We start from the raw sequence: 23369 nt of genomic DNA on the forward strand, positions 1-23369 counted from the left end.
TTGATGGTGCGGCCTCCGGCCGGGCCCGGTTCGGCACTTTTTTTTTATTTCAAAAAACAAAAGATCGTCCGATCGCGGCCCGAGCCTGCGGCAGCTCCTACAGGGATCGAGTTACAGGGAGGGGGCGGGTTTTAGTCACTTATTGATCTAAGCCTGCTCTATAAAAATTGCCGGCCTGTTGCACATCACAGGTAGGCAGGATGTGTATTGATTGCTAAGGCCCCATCGCTGGCAAGCCAGCTCCCACACGGTTAGTGGCGTTCACAAGTCACTGTGGGAGCTGGCTTGCCAGCGATAGGGCCATAAGCAGCACCGTGCAAAAAAGGATCTGCCAATGCTCTCCAGGCTCATTCTGTTCAGCGCTTTTGCGCTGCTATGCCCCTTCAGTTGGGCCGCCCCACAACCCGCGTTGACGGTCTACGGCGAAGCCCCCAAATACGCCCCGGACTTCCAGCACCTGGCCTACGCCAACCCCAATGCTCCCAAAGGCGGCACTCTGCGTCGTTCCTCGCTGGAAAGCGGCCCGTTCGACCATCTGATTCCGTACATCGACAAAGGCACCGGCGTTGCCGACATCGATGGCTGGCTCTACGCGCCGCTGGCCTATCGCAGCAAGGATGAACCCTACAGCGTCTACGGCCTGGTGGCGCAGCAGATGGAGCTGGATGCGGATCGCCGTTGGCTGCGGTTCTACCTCAACCCCCAGGCCCGCTTCGACGACGGTACGCCGATTACCGCCGAGGACGTGCGTTACACCTTCGAACTGTTCACCACCCAGGGCAGCCTCAAATATCGCCAGCAGTTTCGTGACGTCGCCGACGTGGTGGTGGAGTCGCCGACACAAGTGCGCTTCAACTTCAAGAACAACGACAGCCGCACCTTGCCACTGGATCTGGCGACACTGCCAGTGTTGCCCGAACATTGGTGGCGTACGCGCAACTTCGCCGAGGGCGGCGGTTTCGAGATCCCGCCGGGCAGCGGCCCGTACCGGATCAGCGCGGTGGATGCCGGGCGCAGCGTGAAATTTCAGCGCGTTGCCGACTGGTGGGCCAAGGACCTGCCGATCACGCGCGGCCTGTATAACTTCGATCACTTGAGCGTCGAGTTCTTCGCCGACACCGATGTTTCCCGGCAAGTGCTCAAGGCCGGCGGTTTCGATTACAACCGCGAATTTTCCGCGACCAGTTACACCATCGGCTATGCCGGCGCGGCGCTGGAGCAGGGAAAATTGCTCCGCGAACATCTGGCACCGGGTGCCGCGCAGGGCTCGCAGGGTTTCGTGTTCAACCTGCAGAAGCCCATGTTTCAGGATCGCCGGGTACGGCAGGCAATCGCCATGCTCTGGGATTTCGAATGGAGCAACCGGCAAATGATGCGCAGCATGTACCTGCGTCAGCGCAGTTACTTCTCGCACAGCGCATTGGCGGCCACAGAGTTGCCGGACGCGGAGGAACTGAAAATCCTCGAGCCGTGGCGCGGCAAGATCCCCGACGAGGTGTTCACCGAGGTCTTCGAAGCGCCGAAAACCGACGGCAGCGGCAACATCCGCGCCGAGCAGTTGCAGGCGTTGAAACTGCTGGAAGCCGCCGGCTGGAAACCTCGTGGTGATCAGTTGGTGAACGCCAATGGCGAGCCGTTGCAGTTCACCTTTCTCAACGGGCAGAAGGGCTTTGAACGGCTGCTGCTGCCATTCAAGCGCAACCTGGCGCAGATCGGCATCGGCTTTGATATTCGTCAGGTCGACACCGCGCAATACACCAACCGCGTGCGCAATCGCGACTACGACATGATCGTCGTCGGCTACCCGGTGAGTCAGGCGCCGGGGCGCGAGATGTTCAATTACTTCGGCTCCGACGGCGCCGACGATCCCGGCTCGAACAACTACATGGTGCTGCGCGATCCGGCCGTGGATGCCTTGCTCGAAGGGTTGGTACAGGCCGACAACCGCGAAAGTCTGTTGCTCCATGCCCACGCTTTGGATCGGGTGCTGCAGTGGGGCTATTACTGGATTCCCAACTATTACCCACCGGGGATTTCTACGGTGTGGTGGAACCGTTTCGGGCGACCGGCGACGGCGCCGCTGTACGATGCCGGATTGGATACCTGGTGGGAAATCAGCCCGACCGCGCTGACCGCCACGCAGATGCAGCAACAGCAGAAGGAGTACGCGCATGTGGGGTTATAGCCTGCGGCGTCTGCTGCTGATCGTGCCGACGTTGCTCGCCATTCTGCTGGTCAATTTCGTCATCGTGCAGGCCGCGCCGGGTGGCCCGGTGGAGCAGGCGATCGCGCGCTTGCAGGGTATAGGTGTCGGCGCGGCGGTGGGCGGCGGTCATGTCGAAACCATTGGCGGCGAATCCCGTGCCACTCGAGGCCTGGACCCGAAACTGGTGGCCGACATCGAGCGTCAGTACGGCTTCGACAAACCCGCCGGTGAGCGCCTGTGGCTGATGCTCAAAAGCTACGCGCAACTGGATTTCGGTCAGAGCTTTTTCCGTGGCGCCAGCGTCACCGAGCTGATCTGGCAGAAGCTGCCGGTGACCTTGTCACTGGGCTTGTGGGCGACGTTGATCACTTATCTGGTGTCGATTCCGCTGGGCATCCGCAAAGCGGTGCACAACGGTTCGGCGTTCGATGTCTGGAGCAGCGTGGCGATCATCATCGGCTACGCGATGCCGGGGTTCCTGTTCGCGCTGCTGTTGATTATCGTGTTTGCCGGCGGCAGCGCGCTGGACTGGTTTCCGGTGCGCGGGCTGGTCTCGGACAACTTCGCCGAGCTGTCGCCGTGGGGCAAAGTGGCCGATTACTTCTGGCACTTGGTGTTGCCGGTCACCGCGCTGGTCATCGGCGGATTCGCCACGTTGACGATCCTCACCAAGAACAGCTTTCTCAACGAGATCTCGCGCCTGTACGTGGTGACGGCACGAGCCAAGGGCCTCAGCCAGCGTCAGGTGTTGTACGGCCACGTGTTCCGCAACGCGATGCTGCTGGTGGTCGCCGGATTACCCCAGGCACTGGTGACGGTGTTCTTCGGCGGCTCGTTGTTGATCGAAGTGATCTTCTCCCTCGATGGCCTCGGCCGTCTCAGTTACGAGGCAGCGGTGTCGCGCGACTACCCGGTGGTGTTCGGTTCGCTGTTCATCTTCACCCTGTTCGGCCTGCTGATAAAACTGCTCGGCGACCTGTGCTACACGCTGGTCGACCCGCGCATCGACTTCACCGCGAGGACTGCCTGATGCTGACCTTATCTCCCATCGGCCAGCGGCGCTGGGCGCGGTTCAAGGCGCATCGGCGTGGCTGGTGGTCGCTGTGGCTGTTTGTGCTGTTGTTCGGCCTGAGCCTGGGCGGCGAGCTGATCGCCAATGACAAGCCGCTGCTGGTCGAGTATCAGGGTCAGTGGTATTTCCCGGCGTTCAAGCGCTACACCGAGCAGGATTTCGGCGGTGAGCTGCCGTTTCAGCCGGACTATCGCAGCGCGCAGGTGCGGCAGTTGATCGAGGGGCAGGGCGGGCGCCTTTGGTTTGCGCCGATCCCGTTCGGTTTCGACACGGTGAATTACGACCTGACCGAGCCGGCACCGAGTCCACCGAGCGCTGAGAACTGGCTGGGCACCGACGATCAGGCGCGGGATGTGCTGGCGCGGGTGATCTTCGGTACGCGGGTGTCGCTGCTGTTTGCCTTGGCGCTGACTGCCGCCAGCGCGCTGATCGGCATCGCTGCCGGTGCTTTGCAAGGCTATTACGGTGGCTGGGTCGATCTGCTCGGGCAGCGGCTGCTGGAGGTTTGGTCGGGGCTGCCGGTGTTGTATCTGCTGATCATTCTGTCCGGGTTCGTCGAGCCGAATTTCTGGTGGCTGCTGGGGATCATGGCGCTGTTTTCCTGGCTGAGTCTGGTGGATGTGGTGCGCGCGGAATTCCTGCGCAGCCGTGGCCTGGAATACGTGAAAGCGGCGCGGGCGCTCGGGGTTGGCGATGGGCAGGTGATCAGCCGGCACATCCTGCCCAATGCGATGAGCGCGACCCTGACTTATCTGCCGTTCATTCTCACCGGGGCGATTGCGACCTTGTCGGCGCTGGATTTTCTCGGTTTCGGCATGCCCGCCGGCAGCGCTTCGCTGGGCGAACTGATCGGCCAGGGCAAGAGCAATCTGCAAGCGCCTTGGTTGGGGCTGACGGCGTTTTTTGCCCTGGCGCTGATTCTTTCTCTGTTGGTGTTCATCGGTGAGGCCTGCCGAGATGCTTATGATCCGAGGACTTGAGATGAGCGATAACCTGATCGAAATCCGCGACCTGCGCGTGGCGTTCAACGGCCAGTCTGTGGTGCATGGCATCGACCTCGATATTCGTCCGGGCGAATGCCTGGCGCTGGTCGGCGAGTCTGGCTCGGGCAAATCGGTGACCGCCCACAGCATCCTGCAATTGCTCGACCCGAATATCACGCGAATCGACGGCAGCATTCGTTATGCCGGGGAAGAGCTGCTCGGCGTGCACGAGCGCTATCTGCGCCAGTTACGGGGCAACCGTATCGCGATGATTTTTCAGGAGCCGATGAGCTCGCTGAATCCGCTGCATACGATCGAGCGGCAACTTGGCGAAAGCCTGGCGCTGCACAAAGGTCTGGCCGGCGCGCAAGCCCGTGAGCGCATTCTTGAGTTGCTGGAGCTGGTCGGCATTCAGAAACCGCGCGAACGACTCAAGGCCTATCCGCATCAACTCTCCGGCGGCCAGCGCCAGCGGGTGATGATCGCCATGGCGCTGGCCTGCGAGCCGCAATTGTTGATCGCAGACGAGCCAACCACTGCGCTGGACGTGACCGTGCAGCGCAAGATTCTGCTGTTGCTCAAGGACTTGCAGCAGCGCCTGGGCATGGCGCTGTTGATCATCAGCCATGACCTGAATCTGGTGCGCACCATTGCGCAGCGGGTGGCGGTGATGCGCGGTGGGCGGATCGTCGAGCAGGCGTCGTGCGAGCAACTGTTCCGTGCGCCGCAGCATCCCTACAGCATCGAATTGCTCAACGCCGAGCCGGGGGGCGAAGCGCTGTGCCGGGACGATGCGCAAGACTTGTTGCAGGTGCGCGATCTGAATGTGTTTTTTCGCCTGGGGGGCGGTTGGCTGCGGCCGAAGACGTGGCTGCAGGCGGTCAAGGGCATCGATCTGAATTTGCAGCGCGGCAAGACACTGGGGATTGTCGGCGAGTCGGGCTCGGGCAAGTCGACCTTGGGCCAGGCGATTTTGCGCCTGATCGACGCCGAGGGCAGCATTCGCTTTGCCGGTGAGGCGTTGGAGCAACTGAGCGGCAAGCAGCTGCGGCCACTGCGCAAACGCCTGCAAGTGGTGTTTCAGGATCCGTTCGGCAGCCTCAGCCCACGCCTGTGTGTGGAGCAGATCATTGCCGAGGGCTTGCAGGTGCACAGCGATCTGAATGCTGCCGAGCGTGAGCAGGCGGTGATTGATGTGCTGCGCGAGGTCGGTCTCGATCCGGCGACGCGGCATCGCTACCCCCACGAATTTTCCGGTGGCCAGCGGCAGCGTATCGCTATCGCCCGAGCGCTGGTGCTCAAGCCGGATCTGATCTTGCTGGATGAGCCGACGTCGGCGCTGGATCGCACGGTGCAAAAACAGATCGTTGCGCTGTTGCGGCGGTTGCAGGAAGAACATGGGCTGACCTACCTGTTCATCAGTCATGATCTGGCGGTGGTGCGGGCGTTGGCTCATGACTTGATTGTGATGAAGGACGGCGAAGTACTGGAACGCGGTGAGACCGGCAAGCTGTTCAGCTCGGCGCAGCATCCGTACACGCAGGAGTTGCTGGCGGCATCCAACGTGGACGCGAGGCTGGCGCAAACCCTGTAGGAGCTGTCGAGTGAAACGAGGCTGCGATCTTTTAAAGGCAAGATCAAAAGATCGCAGCGTGCCGCAGCTCCTACAGGGGCCAGACGCAAAAATCCCGCCACAGGGGCGGGATTTTCTTGAAGCCGGACGCAGGTCTTACGACGGGAACAGCTCGGACAGTTTCATCGACAGCATCATGTCGCCTTCAACGCGCAGCTTGCCGCCCATGAACGCTTGCATGCCGTCGGTTTCACCGCTGACGATGTCTTTCAGGGTTGCACTGTCGAGTACCAGGGTGCAGTTGGCGTCCGGGTTTTCACCTTCCTGGATGTCGCAAGTACCGTCTTTGACGATCAGCGCGTAGTGCTTGTCTTCGTCGGTGATGTTGAAACCGAAGACCAGATCCAGACCGGCAGCAGCGGCTGGGTTGAACTTGGCTTGCATCGCTTTTACGGCATCAGCTACGGAGGTCATGGTTCGATCCTTTCTTGGGTAATAAGCGCTGGTTGATTACAGCACGGGTCACAGTTATCCGGACTCAGCGGAAAGTGATGAGTTCCGGAGCCTTCAGCAGTTGCAGGTGTGCGTGACTATTGAAGGAAGCCAAAGCCACCTCGCGACCGCGGAACTTCAGCTGGTTGAGCGAGGTGTTGACGATTTGCCAATTCAGTTCAAAGGCCTGTTTGGCAGGCATTCGGGTAATCAGGTGGAGCAGGGCGGTGATGGTGCCGCCGGAGGTGAACACGGCGATTTTCTGGTTGCCGTCGGCCTGTTCGAGGATCCGCTGCAATCCGCCCTGGACCCGCTCGACGAAACCCAGCCAGCTCTCCAGCCCGGGGGTGTCGTAGGTACCCGCCAGCCAGCGCTCGATGACCAGGGCGAAGATGCGCTGGAATTCGCTGCGGTTCTGCGCGGCGTTGCGCAGGATGTCGATGGCTTCAGGCTCGTCCTCGATCATGGCGGGGATCAGGGCGCGAATCACCGCGTCGGCATTGAATTCGTTGAATGCGGAGTCGGTTTCCAGCGTCGGTACCGCCAGGCCCTTGGCACTGAATTGCTCAAGAGCGCTGGTGGCCGTGTGTTGCTGACGGCGCAGGTCGCCGGCCAGACAGCGATCGAAGCTGATCCCCAGATCAGCGAGGTGCTGGCCGAGGATTTCTGCCTGGCGCACACCGATGGGCGACAGGACGTCATAGTCGTCTGCACCAAAGGAGGCCTGGCCATGTCGAATCAGATAGATGCTGCCCACGTCCGCGTCATCCCGGTACGTTGAAGGTTTGGCGAGGTTATGAGGATGACGGAGTGCTGTCAATGAAAAAACATACGCTTGTTTGAAATGCCCGTTACAGGCCTGTTGCCAGAGGTTTCACGGCTGGCCGACGAGGCGGCGCATGGGTATGCTGGAACCATCCCGCGCGTGTTTTGCATCCGCGCATTGTTTTAAGGAGTCTCTGTGGAGTTTTTCACCGAATACGCCAGTTTCCTGGCCAAGACCGTAACGCTGGTGGTCGCCATCCTGGTGGTGCTCGCCAGTTTTGCTGCATTGCGCAGCAAGGGCCGGCGCAAGTCGGCAGGGCAGTTGCAGGTCAGCAGGCTCAACGATTTCTATAAAGGGCTGCGTGAGCGCCTGGAGCAGACCCTGCTCGACAAGGATCAGCTCAAGGCCCTGCGCAAGGGCCAGGCCAAGTCGGAAAAGTCCGAGAAGAAGCAGAAGAATAAATCCGAGAGCAAATCGCGGGTGTTCGTGCTCGATTTCGACGGCGACATCAAGGCCTCGGCCACCGAGAGCCTGCGCCACGAAATCACCGCGCTGCTGACCCTCGCCACGCCCAAGGACGAAGTGGTACTGCGTCTGGAAAGCGGCGGCGGCATGGTTCACAGCTATGGTCTGGCGTCCTCGCAACTGGCGCGAATCCGTGAGGCCGGCGTGCCATTGACCGTGTGCATCGACAAGGTCGCGGCCAGCGGCGGCTACATGATGGCGTGCATCGGCGAGAAGATCATCAGCGCGCCGTTTGCAATTCTCGGCTCGATCGGCGTGGTGGCGCAGTTGCCCAACGTCAATCGCCTGCTGAAAAAGCACGACATCGATTTTGAAGTGCTGACCGCCGGTGAGTACAAACGCACCCTGACCGTGTTTGGCGAAAACACCGAAAAGGGCCGGGAGAAGTTCCAGGAAGACCTGGACATCACCCATCAGTTGTTCAAGAACTTCGTTTCGCGCTATCGCCCGCAACTGGCCATCGACGAAGTGGCCACCGGTGAGGTCTGGCTTGGTGTTGCGGCGCTGGACAAGCAACTGGTCGACGAACTCAAGACCAGCGACGAATACCTGGCAGACCGGGCGAAGAAAGCCGAGGTCTACCATCTGCATTACGCCGAGCGCAAAAGCCTGCAGGAGCGCATCGGCATGGCGGCCAGCGGTTCGGTGGATCGCGTGCTGCTGAGCTGGTGGAGTCGCCTGACACAACAGCGCTTCTGGTAAACAGTCAGCCACAAAAAACGCCGGTCAATGACCGGCGTTTTTTTGTGCGCATAACCTTGAAGCTTAGCGGCGACGGAACAGCGGCAGCGGTTCGTCGGTGGCGGCCTGATAGGTTACGGAGAAGTCCTTCAGGCCTTCCAGTGCTTCGTACGGATCTTTGTCCGCACGAACGGCAAACGCGTCGAAACCGCAGCGGTGCATGTAGAACAGCTGATCGCGCAGCACATCGCCAATCGCCCGCAGTTCGCCTTTGAACCCGTAACGGTCGCGCAGCAGGCGGGCGTTGGAGTAGTTGCGGCCGTCGGTGAAGGCCGGGAAATTCAGCGCGATGACCTGGAACTGATCCACATCGTCACCGATTTCTTCGGCTTCTTCATCGGCGTCCAGCCACACGCCCAGGCCGCCGTCACGGGCCTTGAGCATGCGGCTGTGTTCGCGCCACAGCTGCAATGGAACGATCAGATCGTCGCAATTGCTGATGTCGTCGATGTTGAAATCTTTCGGCAGCAGATGCCAGGTTTCGTCGACAACTTCGTTGTTCTTAATGATTCGCTGCATAGACGCGTTCCTTGAAGAGGTCGATGCCAATACGCTGGTAGGTGTCGATGAAGCGCTCGTCTTCGGTACGTTGTTCAACGTACACGTCGATCAGCTTCGAGATCACGTCCGGCATGTCGTCCTGGGCGAAGGACGGGCCGAGGATCTTGCCCAGGCTTGCGTCACGGCTGGCGCTGCCGCCGAGGGACACCTGGTAGAACTCTTCACCTTTCTTGTCCACCCCGAGGATGCCGATGTGGCCGACGTGGTGGTGACCGCAGGCGTTCATGCAACCGGAGATGTTCAGGTCCAGCTCACCGATGTCGAACAGGTAGTCCAGGTCGTCGAAACGGCGCTGGATCGATTCGGCGATCGGGATCGACTTGGCGTTGGCCAGCGAGCAGAAATCGCCACCCGGGCAGCAGATAATGTCGGTCAGCAGGCCGATGTTCGGCGTGGCGAAACCGCCTTCACGCAGCTCGCCCCACAGGGTGAACAACTGGCTCTGCTCGACGTCGGCGAGAATGATGTTCTGCTCGTGGGAAGTGCGCAGTTGACCGAAGCTGTAGCGTTCGGCCAGATCGGCGACGGCATCGAGCTGCTTGTCGGTGATGTCGCCCGGCGCCACGCCGGTCGGTTTCAGCGACAGGGTCACGGCGACATAACCCGGTTTCTTGTGCGCCAGGGTGTTGCGCGAACGCCAGCGGGCGAAACCCGGATGCTCCTTGTCGAGTTCGGCCAGGGCGGCAGTCTGGTTCTCCAGCGCCTTGTAGTCCGGATCGACGAAGTGTTTGGCGACGCGATGCAGTTCGGCTTCGGTCAGTGTGGTCTGGCCGCCGCGCAAGTGTTCCATTTCGGCATCGACTTTCTGCGCGAACACTTCAGGGGTCAGCGCCTTGACGAGGATCTTGATCCGCGCCTTGTATTTGTTGTCGCGACGGCCATAACGGTTGTACACCCGCAAGATGGCGTCGAGGTAGCTCAAAAGGTCCTGCCATGGCAGGAACTCGTTGATGAACGCGCCGACCACCGGGGTACGGCCCAGACCACCGCCGACCAGCACACGGAAGCCCAGCTCGCCGGCGGCGTTGTGGACCGGCTCCAGGCCGATGTCGTGGACTTCGATGGCCGCACGGTCAGCGGTCGAACCGTTGACGGCGATCTTGAACTTGCGCGGCAGGTAGGCGAATTCCGGGTGGAATGTAGTCCATTGACGGACGATTTCACACCATGGTCGCGGGTCGATCAGTTCATCGGCGGCGACACCGGCGAACTGGTCGGTGGTGACGTTGCGCAGGCAGTTGCCGCTGGTCTGGATCGCGTGCATCTGCACGGTGGCCAGTTCCGCGAGGATGTCCGGGATGTCTTCCACCGCCGGCCAGTTGAACTGCACGTTTTGCCGGGTACTGATGTGGGCGTAGCCCTTGTCGTAGTCACGGGCAATCTTGGCCATCATGCGCACCTGACGGGAAGTCAGCTGGCCGTAAGGCACCGCCACGCGCAACATCGGCGCAAAACGCTGGATGTAGAGGCCATTTTGCAGGCGCAGGGGGCGGAATTCTTCTTCGCTCAGCTCACCTGCCAGATAGCGTCGGGTCTGATCACGGAACTGCTTGACGCGGTCCTCGATGATCCGCTGATCGTACTCGTCGTATACGTACATATAAGTCCTGTTCTCAGGCTTTGGGCTACTCGGAAAACGCTGCGTTTTCGCTTGCTGGAGTCCGATGGTGCCTCGGCAATTACGCGCGCACGGCCGCGCACTCCCTAACGGAGCCGGGGCAATATACCCGTTTGCAGTTATGCGCAAAAGTGATGTTTGAGTATATGTAAAGAACCAAATCGCCTAACGAGAATAGTTGTTGATTAACCCACATTTGTCGCGGGGACAATCATCGTCTTAACTGTGATCGAGTCTTTCTGCAATCACCGATAAAACCGACAAGAGGCGATGCAATGAGCAATCCGACCAAGGCAAGAAAAAGCGATAGCAGTGTCGATGCATGGGCCATTCTGTTCCTGATCATTCTGGTAGTAGGGACGGCGGTATTCTGGGTCAGTCATCAGTAAACGACCGATTCGGGCCTGCTTCCGACGATTGTCGGACAAAAACGGGATCACGCGTCAATAGCCGCTGATTAGAGGGCTATAATGCGCGGCCATTTTTCCCTGGGCCCGGATCATTCATGTTGAAGTTTTTCCACCTCAGCCTCCTGCTGTTCGGTGCGGTTTTCGGTTCTGCGGCCCGGGCCGAGTCGGTGCTGTTCCTCAATCCGGGATCGACGCAGGAAGCCTTCTGGGTCAGCTATTCGCAATTCATGCAGGCGGCGGCCCGCGACCTGGGCGTCGATTTGCAGATTCTCTATTCCCAGCGCCAGCCGGAATTCACCCTTGCTCAGGCCAGAGTTGCCTTGCAGGGGCCGAATCGTCCCGATTATCTGGTGTTCGTCAACGAGCAGTACGTGGCGCCGCAGATCCTGCGTCTGGCGCAAGGCAGCGGGGTCAAGCTGTTCATGGTCAATGCGGTGCTTACCGCTGATCAGGAGGCGCTGGTCGGCGAGCGTGCCGATCGCATCGGCAGCCTGGTACCGAATGACGAGGAGGGCGGCTACCTGATGATGAAGGAGCTGATTCGCCTGCATCCTCCGGTGGCGCGGGGCGAGCAGATTGAAGTACTGGCGTTTTCCGGTCTGAAGATTACCCCGTCAGCGCAGTTGCGCGAGCAGGGCATGCAGCGCGCCCTCGCCGAACATCCACAAGTGCGACTGCGGCAACTGGTGTACAGCGGCTGGACGCGGCAGCGTGCCTACGAGCAGGCGCGGCAACTGGTCGGCCGTTATCCGAAGGTGTCGCTGGTGTGGGCGGCCAATGATGAAATGGCTTTCGGTGCGATGCGTGCGTTTGCCGAAGCCGGCAAGATCCCCGGCAAGGATGTGCTGTTCAGCGCGGTCAACACCTCACCCGAGGCGTTGCAGGCGGTGGTCGATGGACGCCTGAGCGCGCTGGTGGGCGGTCACTTCACCCTCGGCGGCTGGGCGCTGGTGGAGTTGCACGATTACGATCAGGGCGTCGATCTGGATCGGTACGGCGGACGAGAACGGCAATTGTCGCTGCTGCAACTGATCGACAAGCATCAAGCCCAGCAAATGCTGGCCATGGGCGCCTCGCCGGATTACGGCGTGAGTTTTCGCAAACTGTCAGCCAAGGGCCGCCCCACGTCCTATCGCTATCCGTTCGGCCTGCAGATCCTGATGCACTGAGTGCCGTCAGACCCCGGCGAAATGCAGCACCAGTTTGACGATGACAAACAGCGTCAGGGCGAATACCGCAGTGAAGCCGATCCCCAGGATCACGAAATGGCTGGGCTTGCCATGGGTGAAATCCCTTGCCCGGTTTTTCCCGCTTTGCACGCCGAATGCCGCAGCCATCACGCTGTGCAGCATCTGCCAGAAGCTCGGTGGCTTGTTGTCGACTGGATCGTCCATAAATCCCCCGTCCGAAAGGCTGTCCCGACAGCATAGCCAATCCAGCGGGTTGTGCCGTGGTCGCACGCGGGTTGCTGAATTGTCCGGTAACACGTCCACGCCAAAACGATAACTATGTACCGCAGGTCACTGCGGCGGACATGGTGTCCTGTCCTCCCATTTTTCAGGAGAGACAGGATGTCCACTCATCCCCCGACATTGCCCCGCGCACCGGTCAGCGCCAGCCTTCACGGCAAGCTGCTTGAGCAGATGATCCCCGATTGGCTGATTGCCGCCACGCCCGCCCGGCGAGCCGCGATGAAAGCAGTCAATAGCCGGCCAGCGCACGGTTATCACGAATTCCCGAATGATCAGCAGCAAGCCTTGAAAGACCGGGTCACGGCGGCCTTTGTCGCCCAGACCCGACTCGACAAGACCATGGCCGGCCTTGAAAGCGTCGATGCATTTGCCCAGGCGCTGCTCGGCAAGGCACTCAAGGATCAGTTCAACGTCACGGTCGATCTCGGCAAGACCTTGCTGTGTCTCAGACGGCCCCTCGAACTCGGGGTGCTGGAGGTGGAAGTTTCCACGTTCGAAGTGCTGAAGCTGCCCTTGCTGCAAGCGGTGTTGCACAACTTCGAGGCCGCGGAATGCGAAGCGGGTGCCTATCACCCCAAGTCCGGTTTCGTGGTCGAGACAGCGACCCCAGGCGAGTTTCAGGCAGCAGAAATCGGCATCACGGTCAGTCAGTTTCTGACCCTGTGTCGTTCGCTGGACGTCGGTGCCCGTTATCAGGCACGGATCAAAGGGTTTTTCGAAAAAACCGACGCCTTGCGCCAACAATTCATTACCAGCCAGAAAACCGCGCTGCGTGCCGCCGCTGAATGGGCGCTAGTGAAAAAGGACATCGAGCCCGCCGACTACCAGATGATTTTGTCGGTGGTGGACGGCCATATCCATCCGCAGCTCGGCGGCAAGGCTGTCTGGTTTCGTGATCTGAGCCTGATGAAGCGGCGGATGACCGGTTGCGTGGTGTTCAGCATCAGCGAGCGCTACCGCTATACCAACGAGTTCATCATCTACATCCCCCATGACCCGCAACACCCGCTCAAGCGTTACAGCAGTGCGCAGATGCGTGAGGTGTTCAAACGCAAGTTCACGGCCACCGACCCTGCGGCTACCGGGCCAGGACCGACCGCTTACCAGCAGTTTTTCAGTCAGTTCGTCGCTTATGCCGACCGTCCTTACTATTTCAGTCAGTTCACCCAAAAGGCTGCAGACTCCCCGAGTGACCCGTTGCATTCGATCTGGGTCAAGGTCGCACAGCTGATGCCGCCACTGTCCACCATCGCGCGGATCAAGGAGCTGCCACCTGAAGCCCCCGGCAAGCGCGAGCCGCAGCCTGACCCGTATCTCGACCCGTTTGGCATCACGCGCAAAGGCGTTGCCGGAATCTGGGCCGACAACACGGATCTGTGGCAATACCTCTACGAAGAGCACCAGGCCAGATTCATCGCCGACGCGCGCGCCCATGCCGTCCCCACGGCGGACGTCGATGCCAGGGTACGGGCAGAAAAGCTCAGTCATCTGCTCGAGTTCGGCATGCTGGCGTTGAACATGGTGTCGATGTTTGTCCCGGTCCTGGGCGAAATCATGATGACCGTGATGGCCGGGCAACTGCTCTATGAGTCGTTCGAAGGCGCCATCGAATGGTCGGAAGGCGATCGCCAGGCTGCCAAGGCGCATCTGGTCGATGTGGCGCAGAACCTCGCGCTGATTGGCGTGATGGGCGCAGTCGGCAAGGGCGCAGGGCGACTGCGTGCGGCCTCCGCCGAGCCGGTGATCGAGCATCTGCACCCGGTCGAACGGCCTGACGGCTCGGTTCGCCTGTGGAAACCTGATCTCGATGCCTACGTCAGCGATAGTGTCCTGCCTGCGACTGCCGTGCCCGATGCGCAGGGCGTGTATCGATTCGACGGCAAGACCTTCATTCGCCAGCAGGGCAAGGTCTACCAGACGCACTACGACGAGCCCTTGAAAAGCTGGCGCATCCGCCACCCGCATGATCCTGCGGCGTATCAACCGATCCTTGAGCACAACCGACTGGGCGCCTGGCGCCACAACCTGGAGCGACCGCTGAGCTGGGATCGACTGACCCTGCTGCGGCGCATCGGTCACTCGACTGATGCGTTTTCGGATGCGCAACTGCTCGAAATCGCCGATGTCAGTGGGGTCAGTGATGATGCCCTGCGTCAGATGCACCTCGATCATCAGCCGGCGCCACTGGCCCTGGCCGACACCCTGCGTCTGTATGAGGCGGATCAGCAGGTCGGGCGGCTGATCGATCAGGTCGAACGAGGAACTGCCCTGGACGATTCGTATCTGCTGACGCTGCCAATGCTCACGCAAATGCCGCGCTGGCCGAGCGGGCAGATCCTGCAAATCTTCGACGCAGCGCAGTTGTCCGGCCCCAGCCGGCTGTTCGGCGCGGAATCAGGCTCTATCGAGGGCCAGGTGCACACGCCGATCCAGGTGACCCGCGCCGAAGTGCTCGACGGCCAATTGCCTGAGCGTATTCTGGCAGCGCTGGATGAGTCGCAAACACGTTGGCTGCTGGGTGCCGAGCCGGCGCGTGTCGTCGAATCCCGGCCTTTGGAACTGCGCAAACAGATCGCCGATTACCTGCGCACCCGGCAACCCGCAATGTTCGACAGGCTCTATGACGAACTCGCGTTGAACGACCCGCGAATCGCCAGGCTACAAGACGCCACACCGGGGTTGGGCAGCTCGGCGGCTATCCGTGTGCTGCTGGAGGCGAATGCCGAGGAATTGGCACGCCTGCAAAACGCTGAGCGGGTTCCGTTGCGGCTGCTGGAGCTCTCCCGTGAATATGCCCGGCAGCGCCGCTTCAACCACGCGGTCGCTGGCCTGCACAGGGAGAATCCGGGCGGCAGCGAAAGCCAATGGCTGGCCTTGCGCGCCCTGGAACGGCTGCCGGGCTGGTCGGACGAGGTGCGTCTGGAGGTGCGCGAAGGCAGTTTCGACGGGCCGTTGATCGACAGTATCGGCAGCGAAAGTGCCGTCCAGACCAAGTACCTGGTCAAGCGCGGGCCGGTCTATCAGGCGTACAACGAGCGCGGCGAAGAGCTCAACAGTGTTCCGCGTCACGGCGACAACTTCCTCGCCTCAATCCTCCACGCGTTGCCCGACCAGTCGCGACAGGCCCTGGGGTTCGCCCAGGTTACGCGCAGCGCCGGACTGCGTCGGGCGCTGATCCGGTATGTGGCCCGCCACCGTAGCGAAATGGCTCGTCTGGCGAGCAAACGCCAGGGCCACAAGAAGCGCTTCAAGGCGCCAGTGCGGGTACGCCAGCACGGGCTGGGTTATTACGCCAGCGGTCGCGGCGAAGGCGTCAACCCGCTGCTGGTGACGCGCGTGCAGGACGTGTATCCGGCGCTGACGGATCAGCAGGCGGGCGGGTTCATCCTCAAACAGTTGGCTGCCGGGCGGACTGACGCGCAGATCTACGAGTTGTTGCAAAGGCGCATGCGTGAATGGCAGGCGCTCGAATCGACGCTGGCGCAATGGGAAGGTGTGCCAGCCCCGGAGCCGACGCTGCAATCGATGATCGGCGGCCGAGCCAGCGTGGTGCGCAGCCTCAAGCAGAGCTGGCGCAAATCGCCACTGGCTGATAGCCAGGCCACCGCCGCTCGCCTCGATCTGACGTGCGACGACCCGTTGCCGGTGCTGACGGCGGATTTCTCGCATGTGCGCGATCTGCGAATCCGCGGGCGATGCATCACCGATGCCAACGTCGATGAGTTGTTGGGCAGTTTCCCCGGACTCAGGGCGCTGCGCATCAATGCCACCGCAGAAACGTTCACCAACGTGCCGGCGGTGTTGCAGAACCTGCCGGAGTTCACTGACCTGACGCTCTATTGTGCAATGCCCTATGCCGCCGACATGCCTGCACGGCTGGCTCAGTTGACCCGCCTTGAAGCATTGAGTGTCAGCACCTCGAGCTATCAGCCACTGGCCTTCGACGTCAGCGGCATGCGTAACCTGCGCACGCTCGACATCGTCGCCTATTCATTGTTCGACTGGCCTGCGGGTGTCCTGGAATTACCAGCCCTGGAGCGTCTGAATCTCAGAGACACGGGGATCAGCAGCGTGCCGCCGACATTGTTGCAGGGGCATGGAAAACTCTGGCCGGGGCTGTCGCTGGACTGGTCAAGATTCTCCCGGGAAAATTTCGCGGGTGTGTACGAATACGTCAAGACCCATCCAGAACACCTGATCGATCGAGAGACGATGGTCAGGGATTATTGCCGTGGTGAATTGCGGCGCCTGGGCGAGGGCGTGAATCAATCGCCGGAGGGGGTGTTCAATCGTTTCTTCGAGCAATGGCCGGATGAGCAGCAGCGTTTCACCGCGATCAATGCCTTGAGTGATCAATTCGCTGCGCTGGCGAGTGAACTCAATCAGTGGCAGCAGCGCGTGGTGGTGTCGGCAGAATCGCTGCGCGAACTCATCGCGCGATCAAACCTGGCCCAAGTCCTCAAAACCAGTTGGCGCAAGGGCATGTTCAAGCGCTATGGCGCGACGCTCAGCGCTTCGACCGTGGATTTGTCGGGGTTGATGCTCAGCGAACTGCCGGTATTGCCCGCTGACGCGTTTGCGCATGTGCGCACGCTGCTGCTCAGCGGCCAGCGCGTTGCCGCCGCGCAGGTGCGCGGTTTTGTCAGCGCATTCAGCGAAGTGCGCACCCTTGATCTGAGTGACAATGCCTTGCACGAATGGCCGATCGAGTCGCAGGGGCTTTCGCGCCTGGTCCACCTCGACCTCGCCGACAATCTGTTGACCGATACTTCACGCCTGCAGAGCGGATTGAGCGCATTGCCGGCGCTCGAACAGCTGAATCTGCGCAACAATCCGTTAAGCGAACTGAACGTCGACAGCCTGCAGCGATTGAAGGCTCTCGACCTGCACGGAACACACTTGCAGCAGTGGCCGGCAGGGGCCGAAAGTCTGCCACAACTGTCGTGGCTGGATCTGCGCGACACCCGTATCGGCACGCTGCCGCCTGCCGTGCTCGAGAGCACCGCACTGCTCAATTCCAACCTGAGCGGTGCCCCTCTGACCGCCGCAGCGGCGGCCGACCTGCGTGTGGCGCAACGGCGGCTCGAGCACACCATCGGCCTGCCTGAGGGCGCGCTGGATGCGTTTGCCCGGCAACCGGTACCGGCGACTTTTCCGCCGGTGGAGAACGGTGTTTCAGTGGCCCGCCAGTTGCTGCCGCTGACGCCGGCACCGGTCAGTACCGGGCTGACACGCATGCGCCAGAACCTGCAGCGGTTGCAACCGGCCTTTACCGACGAACACGCCATGCAGATGATCGAGGCGCTGCGTAACGAGGGTGCGACCGATGTGCAGATCGGCGAGCGGATCACGGGCTGGAGCCAGACGTTTGAAACCCTCGTCCGCCGCCTCAACGGCTGGCTGTATACCCGGGAAACCCGTGGTGTCGACTGGGTCATCTCCTCGCAATCGCGCAGCCTGGCGGCGTGGCGCATCCTCACCTGCTGGCGCGCAAGGTTATCGGTTGCCGGGGTTGATGCGGTTCTCGATCTCAACGGTCTGCAATTGGGCGATTTACCGCCAGTGCCCGAGGACTTCGGGCATGTCGGCAGCTTGAACCTGACAGGCACACGAGTGACGGCCGAGGGCAGTAACGGGTTTCTCAAATCTTTCTCTCATCTGCGTAATCTGACCCTCAATGGCAATGAACTCACAGCGCTGCCTGATGGCGTCCGGCAAATGCGGGAACTTGAGCGGCTTGAACTTTCCAGCAACAACTTCAGTGACAGCGAGCATTTGTACGATGCGCTGTCCGGCCTGGAACATCTGCAGACCCTGGACTTGAGCTACAACCACCTCGAGGCGTTCGACGTCAACTATTTCGAACATTTGCGAAGTCTGGATCTGCGCAACAATAACCTCGCCGAGTGGCCGGCCGGTGCGCTGGATGCGCAACACCTGCGGACACTGAACCTGAGTCGCAACGACATCACCGCCATCCCCGAAGAGGCGCTGGACGGTCAGCACGATGAGCTGATGGACGGCACCGACCTGACTGACAACTACAACCTGTCTGAGGACTCTCTAGACAGGCTCAGAACCTATCAGGCTGCGGGCCAGCGTCAGCGAGTGCTCGGTTTCTCGCGATCCGATCTGGACGAAATGGCTGACGACGTTGCCGGCGGGCTCAGTGAAACCACTGACAGTATCGAGTCCGACGAAACCCTCCCGGGCGAACAGGCCCATGCGCAACAGAAGGCGCCGTGGCTGGCGAATCTGCCGGCGGAGCAGGCGTCCGCGCGAGACATACTCTGGGATCAACTGGCGGCGGAACCGGATAGCGCAGCATTCTTCCATTTGCTTGACCGATTGCAAGACACCCAGGAGTTTCGGGTGGCCAACGCCGATCTGACCCGACGCGTGTGGATGGTCATGGAGGCGGCGGCCGCCAACAGTGAGCTGCGCGAGGTGATTTTCGCCGGCTCGGCCACACACGGGACTTGCGTGGACGGGCGCATCCTTACGTTCAGTGGTCTGGAGAGCAAGGTCTTCACCTACAACGCCTTGCTCGATTTACCGGCCGGCCGCCCGGGAATCCGCGGCGAGGCCTTGTTATCCCTGTCGCGGCAGCTGTTCCGGCTGGACAAGGTCGATGAACTGGCAAAAGCGGCGGCTGCGCGCAGTGGTTTCGACGAAGCCGAGGTCCGTCTCGGTTACCGGATCGGTCTGACCGGGGGGTGGGACGATGGACTGGAATTGCCCGGGCAGCCGAAAAACATGAAATTTGCCTCCGGTGTCACCCCGCAGCAGTTGGTCAATGCGCGCGCCGAGGTGGTTAGCGCGGAACGCTCCGACAGATTTCTGGAGGACCTGATCCAGCGCGACTACTGGCTGGACTATCTCAAGGAGCAGCAGCCTGAAGCGTTCAGGCAAATGGATGAAGTGCAGTTGATGGAGGAAGGCGAGGACGAAGCGTTGAGTGCTGACGATCCGCTGTATCTGAGCAGGTTGTTCGACCAGGCGGCCGCGCGAAATGCCAGGCTCATCGAATTGTCGCGAGAGGAGATCGAACGGATCGGTTTGTCTGCCGGCAACGCACAAATGCCCGGTACGTCCGGGCAAATGTCAGGCGGGTAAAACCGCTGAACGGTCAGTCCCCGGGAGGTTCGGGGACTGACCGTTGCGCTTATTCGTCGTAACCGAGGTTTGGCGCCAGCCAGCGCTCGGTCACGCTCAGTTCCTGACCTTTGCGCGAGGTGTAGCTCTGCACCTGATCCTTGTCGACCTTGCCGACTGCGAAGTATTGCGCTTGCGGGTGGGCGAAGTACCAGCCGCTGACCGCCGCTGCCGGGAACATTGCGTAATGCTCGGTGAGGAACACGCCGCTGCGGCCCGCACGCATTTCGCTGGCTTCTGGATCGAGCAGGGTGAACAGCGTGGCCTTCTCGGTGTGATCCGGGCAGGCCGGGTAGCCCGGTGCCGGACGAATACCGGAGTACTGTTCTTTGATCAGCGCGTCGTTGTCCAGCACCTCGTCCTTGGCATAACCCCAGTGTTCTTTACGCACTTGCTGGTGCAGCCATTCGGCGCAAGCCTCGGCCAAACGGTCGGCGAGGGCCTTGACCATGATCGAGTTGTAGTCGTCACCAGCGTCCTGGTAGGCCTTGGCGACTTCTTCGGCGCCGATGCCGGCGGTGGTGATGAACCCGCCGACGTAGTCGGTGACTTCGCTGTCCTTCGGCGCGACGAAGTCGGCCAGCGAGAAGTTCGGCTTGCCGTCGGTCTTGATGATCTGCTGACGCAGGTGATGCAGCCGCGCCATCGGCTTGCCGTCATCGCCGTACAGCTCGATGTCGTCGTCATGCACCTGGTTGGCCGGCCAGAAGCCGAACACCGCACGGGCGCTGATCAGCTTCTCGTCGATCAGTTTGGTAAGCATCTCGCGCGCATCCTTGTACAGTGCGGTGGCGGCTTCACCGACCACTTCATCTTCAAGGATGCGCGGGAACTTGCCAGCCAGGTCCCAAGAGATAAAGAACGGCGTCCAGTCGATGTATTCGGCCAAGACCTTGAGGTCGATGTTGTCCAGTACCTTGCTGCCGGTGAAGGTCGGTTTGACCGGCTGATAATTGGCCCAGTCGAACTGTGGTTTCTTGGCGATGGCCGCTGCGTAGCTCAGGCGCTCGGTGCGGGCGCTGCGGTTCGAGGTACGTTCGCGCACATCGATGTATTCCAGACGCGTCTTTTCGACGAAACCGGCCTTCAATTCTTTCGACAGCAACTGCGTCGCCACGCCCACTGCACGGGAGGCGTCGGTCACGTAGACCACGGCATCGTTGCTGTACTTCGGCTCGATCTTCACCGCCGTGTGCGCTTTGGAAGTGGTCGCGCCACCGATCATCAGCGGCAGGTGGAAGTCCTGGCGCTGCATTTCACGGGCAACGTGAACCATTTCGTCCAGCGACGGGGTGATCAGGCCGGAGAGGCCGATGATGTCGCATTTCTGTTCTTTGGCGACCTGCAGAATCTTCTCTGCCGGGACCATCACGCCAAGGTCGACGATGTCATAGCCGTTGCAACCAAGTACCACGCCGACAATGTTCTTGCCGATGTCGTGCACGTCACCTTTCACGGTTGCCATGAGGATCTTGCCTTTGGCTTCCGGCTTGTCGCCTTTTTCCAGTTCGATGAACGGGATCAAGTGCGCCACCGCCTGCTTCATCACTCGCGCGGATTTCACCACCTGCGGCAGGAACATCTTGCCGGCGCCGAACAGGTCGCCGACGATGTTCATGCCCGACATCAGCGGGCCTTCGATGACTTCGATCGGGCGCGCGAACGACTGGCGCGACTCTTCGGTGTCTTCAACGATGTGGGTGGTGATGCCCTTGACCAGCGCATGCTCCAGACGCTTGTTGACGTCCCAGCTGCGCCACTCTTCGGTCTCTGCTTCCTTGACGCTGCCGTCGCCCTTGTACTTGTCGGCGATGGCGAGGAGGGCGTCGGTGCCTTCCGGCGTGCGGTTGAGGATCACGTCCTCGACGGCGTCGCGCAGCTCCTGCGGGATCTGGTCGTAGATTTCCAGCTGACCGGCGTTGACGATGCCCATGGTCAGGCCGGCGCGGATCGCGTACAGCAGGAACACCGAGTGAATCGCTTCACGCACCGGGTTGTTGCCACGGAACGAGAACGACACGTTGGACACGCCGCCGGAACTCAGCGCATACGGCAGCTCGTCGCGGATGTAGGCACAGGCGTTGATGAAGTCCACAGCGTAGTTGTTGTGTTCTTCGATGCCGGTGGCCACGGCGAAGATGTTCGTGTCGAAGATGATGTCTTCCGGCGGGAAGCCGACTTCGTTGACCAGAATGTCGTAGGAGCGTTTGCAGATTTCTTTCTTGCGCGCTTCGGTGTCGGCCTGGCCGGCTTCGTCGAACGCCATCACCACCACCGCCGCGCCGTAGCGTTTGCACAGCTTGGCGTGATGGATGAACTGCTCGACGCCTTCTTTCATGCTGATCGAGTTGACGATGCCCTTGCCCTGAATGCACTTCAGACCCGCTTCGATGACTTCCCATTTCGACGAGTCGATCATGATCGGCACGCGGGAGATGTCCGGTTCCCCGGCGATCAGATTGAGGAAGGTCACCATGGCCTTCTTCGAATCGAGCATGCCTTCGTCCATGTTGATGTCGATCACCTGCGCGCCGGCCTCGACCTGCTGCAGGGCGACTTCCAGGGCTTCGGTGTAGTTGTCTTCACGGATCAGACGGGCGAACTTGGCGGAACCGGTGATGTTGGTGCGCTCGCCGACGTTGACGAACAACGAGCTGCGATCGATGGTGAACGGCTCCAGACCGGACAGGCGGCAAGCCTTGGGAATGTCCGGAATCTGTCGCGGCGCATAACCGGCCACGGCTTTGGCGATGGCTTCGATGTGGCCCGGGGTGGTGCCGCAGCAACCGCCGACGATGTTGAGGAAACCGCTCTGGGCGAATTCTTCGATGACCTTGGCGGTTTGCGCCGGCAGTTCGTCGTACTCGCCGAATTCGTTCGGCAGACCGGCGTTCGGGTGCGCCGACACGTGGGTGCTGGCCTTGTTCGACAGCTCTTCCAGGTACGGACGCAGTTCACTGGCGCCGAGCGCGCAGTTGAGGCCGACGGAAATCGGCTTGGCGTGGGCCACGGAGTTCCAGAACGCTTCAGTGGTCTGGCCGGACAGAGTGCGACCGGACGCATCGGTGATGGTTCCGGAAATCATGATCGGCAGTTCGATGTGCAGTTCTTCGAACACGCCCTGCACGGCGAAGATCGCGGCTTTGGCGTTGAGCGTGTCGAAGATGGTTTCGATCAGGATCAGATCGACGCCGCCCTCGATCAGGCCTTTGGTGGCTTCGGTGTAGTTTTCCACCAGTTCATCGAAGGTGACGTTGCGGTAGCCGGGGTTGTTGACGTCAGGCGACAGCGAGCAGGTGCGGCTGGTCGGGCCGAGCACGCCGGCGACGAAACGCGGCTTGTCCGGGTTCTCGGCGGTCTTGGCGTCGGCGATCTTGCGCGCCAGTCGTGCGCCTTCTACGTTTAATTCGTACGCCAGTTCTTCCATGCCGTAGTCGGCCATGGAAATACGCGTGGCGTTGAAGGTGTTGGTTTCCAGGATGTCGGCGCCGGCATCCAGATAAGCCTTTTCGATGCCGCCGATCACGTCCGGACGGGTGATCACCAGCAGGTCGTTGTTGCCCTTGACGTCACTCGGCCAGTCGGCAAAGCGTTTGCCGCGATAATCCTGCTCTTCGAGCTTGTAGCTCTGGATCATCGTGCCCATGCCGCCGTCGAGTATCAGGATGCGCTCTTTGAGGGCTTGCTTGAGAGCTTGAAGGCGGACGCTGCGATCGGACATTGGGACTACTCGAAAAGACCATGACGAAGGGCCGGGATCATAACAAACCTGTGCGCTTTTGGAGCATGCAGGCT

At 61.0% G+C, this 23369-nt stretch carries 13 protein-coding genes; 7 read left to right on the forward strand and 6 right to left on the reverse strand.

The window, feature by feature from the left end; genetic code table 11:
• Positions 1 to 334: 334 nt before the first annotated feature.
• Genes ACIP8I_RS00640 through ACIP8I_RS00655 form a run of 4 tightly spaced genes read left to right on the forward strand, consistent with a single transcriptional unit; the run spans position 335 to position 5855 of the window.
• Entirely contained in the window at positions 335 to 2185 is a 1851-nt protein-coding gene (locus tag ACIP8I_RS00640; protein ID WP_400757941.1) for an extracellular solute-binding protein, read from the forward strand.
• Complete coding sequence (locus tag ACIP8I_RS00645) at positions 2172 to 3236, forward strand: microcin C ABC transporter permease YejB (protein WP_007967873.1); 1065 nt, start codon at positions 2172 to 2174, stop codon at positions 3234 to 3236. Before ACIP8I_RS00640 ends, ACIP8I_RS00645 begins: the two co-directional genes overlap by 14 nt.
• Positions 3236 to 4258, forward strand: coding sequence for an ABC transporter permease (locus ACIP8I_RS00650; protein WP_400757943.1), 1023 nt, complete (start codon positions 3236 to 3238; stop codon positions 4256 to 4258). The genes ACIP8I_RS00645 and ACIP8I_RS00650 overlap by 1 nt, the downstream gene beginning before the upstream one ends.
• 1 nt (position 4259) lies before the next feature.
• Positions 4260 to 5855 carry an ABC transporter ATP-binding protein gene (locus ACIP8I_RS00655; RefSeq protein WP_400757945.1) on the forward strand — a complete coding sequence of 532 codons (1596 nt, stop codon included), beginning with the start codon at positions 4260 to 4262 and terminating at the stop codon, positions 5853 to 5855.
• A 135-nt stretch (positions 5856 to 5990) separates the two neighbouring features.
• On the opposite strand, the gene ACIP8I_RS00660 is transcribed toward ACIP8I_RS00655, so the two are convergent.
• Both ACIP8I_RS00660 and ACIP8I_RS00665 read right to left on the reverse strand, forming a co-directional pair.
• Entirely contained in the window at positions 5991 to 6308 is a 318-nt protein-coding gene (locus ACIP8I_RS00660) for an SCP2 sterol-binding domain-containing protein (RefSeq protein WP_027613701.1), read from the reverse strand.
• Positions 6309 to 6372: 64 nt separating this feature from the next.
• Positions 6373 to 7083: a histidine phosphatase family protein gene (locus tag ACIP8I_RS00665; RefSeq protein WP_400757947.1), complete on the reverse strand. Its 711-nt coding sequence runs from the start codon at positions 7081 to 7083 to the stop codon at positions 6373 to 6375.
• Positions 7084 to 7287: 204 nt separating this feature from the next.
• Between ACIP8I_RS00665 and sohB the strand changes: the two genes are divergently transcribed.
• Entirely contained in the window at positions 7288 to 8319 is a 1032-nt protein-coding gene (gene sohB / locus ACIP8I_RS00670; protein ID WP_400757948.1) for a protease SohB, read from the forward strand.
• A gap of 63 nt (positions 8320 to 8382) precedes the next feature.
• Here the strand turns inward: sohB and ACIP8I_RS00675 are convergent, their stop codons facing one another.
• Positions 8383 to 8877, reverse strand: coding sequence for a DUF934 domain-containing protein (locus ACIP8I_RS00675; RefSeq protein WP_007967866.1), 495 nt, complete (start codon positions 8875 to 8877; stop codon positions 8383 to 8385).
• Complete coding sequence (locus tag ACIP8I_RS00680; protein WP_007967865.1) at positions 8861 to 10519, reverse strand: nitrite/sulfite reductase; 1659 nt, start codon at positions 10517 to 10519, stop codon at positions 8861 to 8863. The genes ACIP8I_RS00675 and ACIP8I_RS00680 overlap by 17 nt, the downstream gene beginning before the upstream one ends.
• A gap of 523 nt (positions 10520 to 11042) precedes the next feature.
• Between ACIP8I_RS00680 and ACIP8I_RS00685 the strand changes: the two genes are divergently transcribed.
• Positions 11043 to 12116, forward strand: a complete 1074-nt coding sequence (locus ACIP8I_RS00685; RefSeq protein ID WP_400757949.1) for an ABC transporter substrate-binding protein — start codon at positions 11043 to 11045, stop codon at positions 12114 to 12116.
• A gap of 6 nt (positions 12117 to 12122) precedes the next feature.
• Here ACIP8I_RS00685 and ACIP8I_RS00690 read toward each other — a convergent pair whose 3' ends face one another.
• Positions 12123 to 12341, reverse strand: coding sequence for a DUF2970 domain-containing protein (locus ACIP8I_RS00690; protein WP_007967863.1), 219 nt, complete (start codon positions 12339 to 12341; stop codon positions 12123 to 12125).
• Positions 12342 to 12518: 177 nt separating this feature from the next.
• On the opposite strand from ACIP8I_RS00690, the gene ACIP8I_RS00695 reads away from it, so the two are divergent.
• Positions 12519 to 19535 carry an NEL-type E3 ubiquitin ligase domain-containing protein gene (locus ACIP8I_RS00695; protein ID WP_400757950.1) on the forward strand — a complete coding sequence of 2339 codons (7017 nt, stop codon included), beginning with the start codon at positions 12519 to 12521 and terminating at the stop codon, positions 19533 to 19535.
• A gap of 49 nt (positions 19536 to 19584) precedes the next feature.
• Here the strand turns inward: ACIP8I_RS00695 and metH are convergent, their stop codons facing one another.
• The gene (gene metH / locus ACIP8I_RS00700) at positions 19585 to 23295 is read right to left on the reverse strand and encodes a methionine synthase (protein ID WP_400757952.1); all 3711 of its coding nucleotides are present in this window, start codon (positions 23293 to 23295) and stop codon (positions 19585 to 19587) included.
• Between the last annotated feature and the right edge of the window lie 74 nt (positions 23296 to 23369).

The organism is Pseudomonas sp. NPDC088414, from assembly GCF_044753325.1.
Classification (GTDB): Bacteria; Pseudomonadota; Gammaproteobacteria; order Pseudomonadales; family Pseudomonadaceae; genus Aquipseudomonas.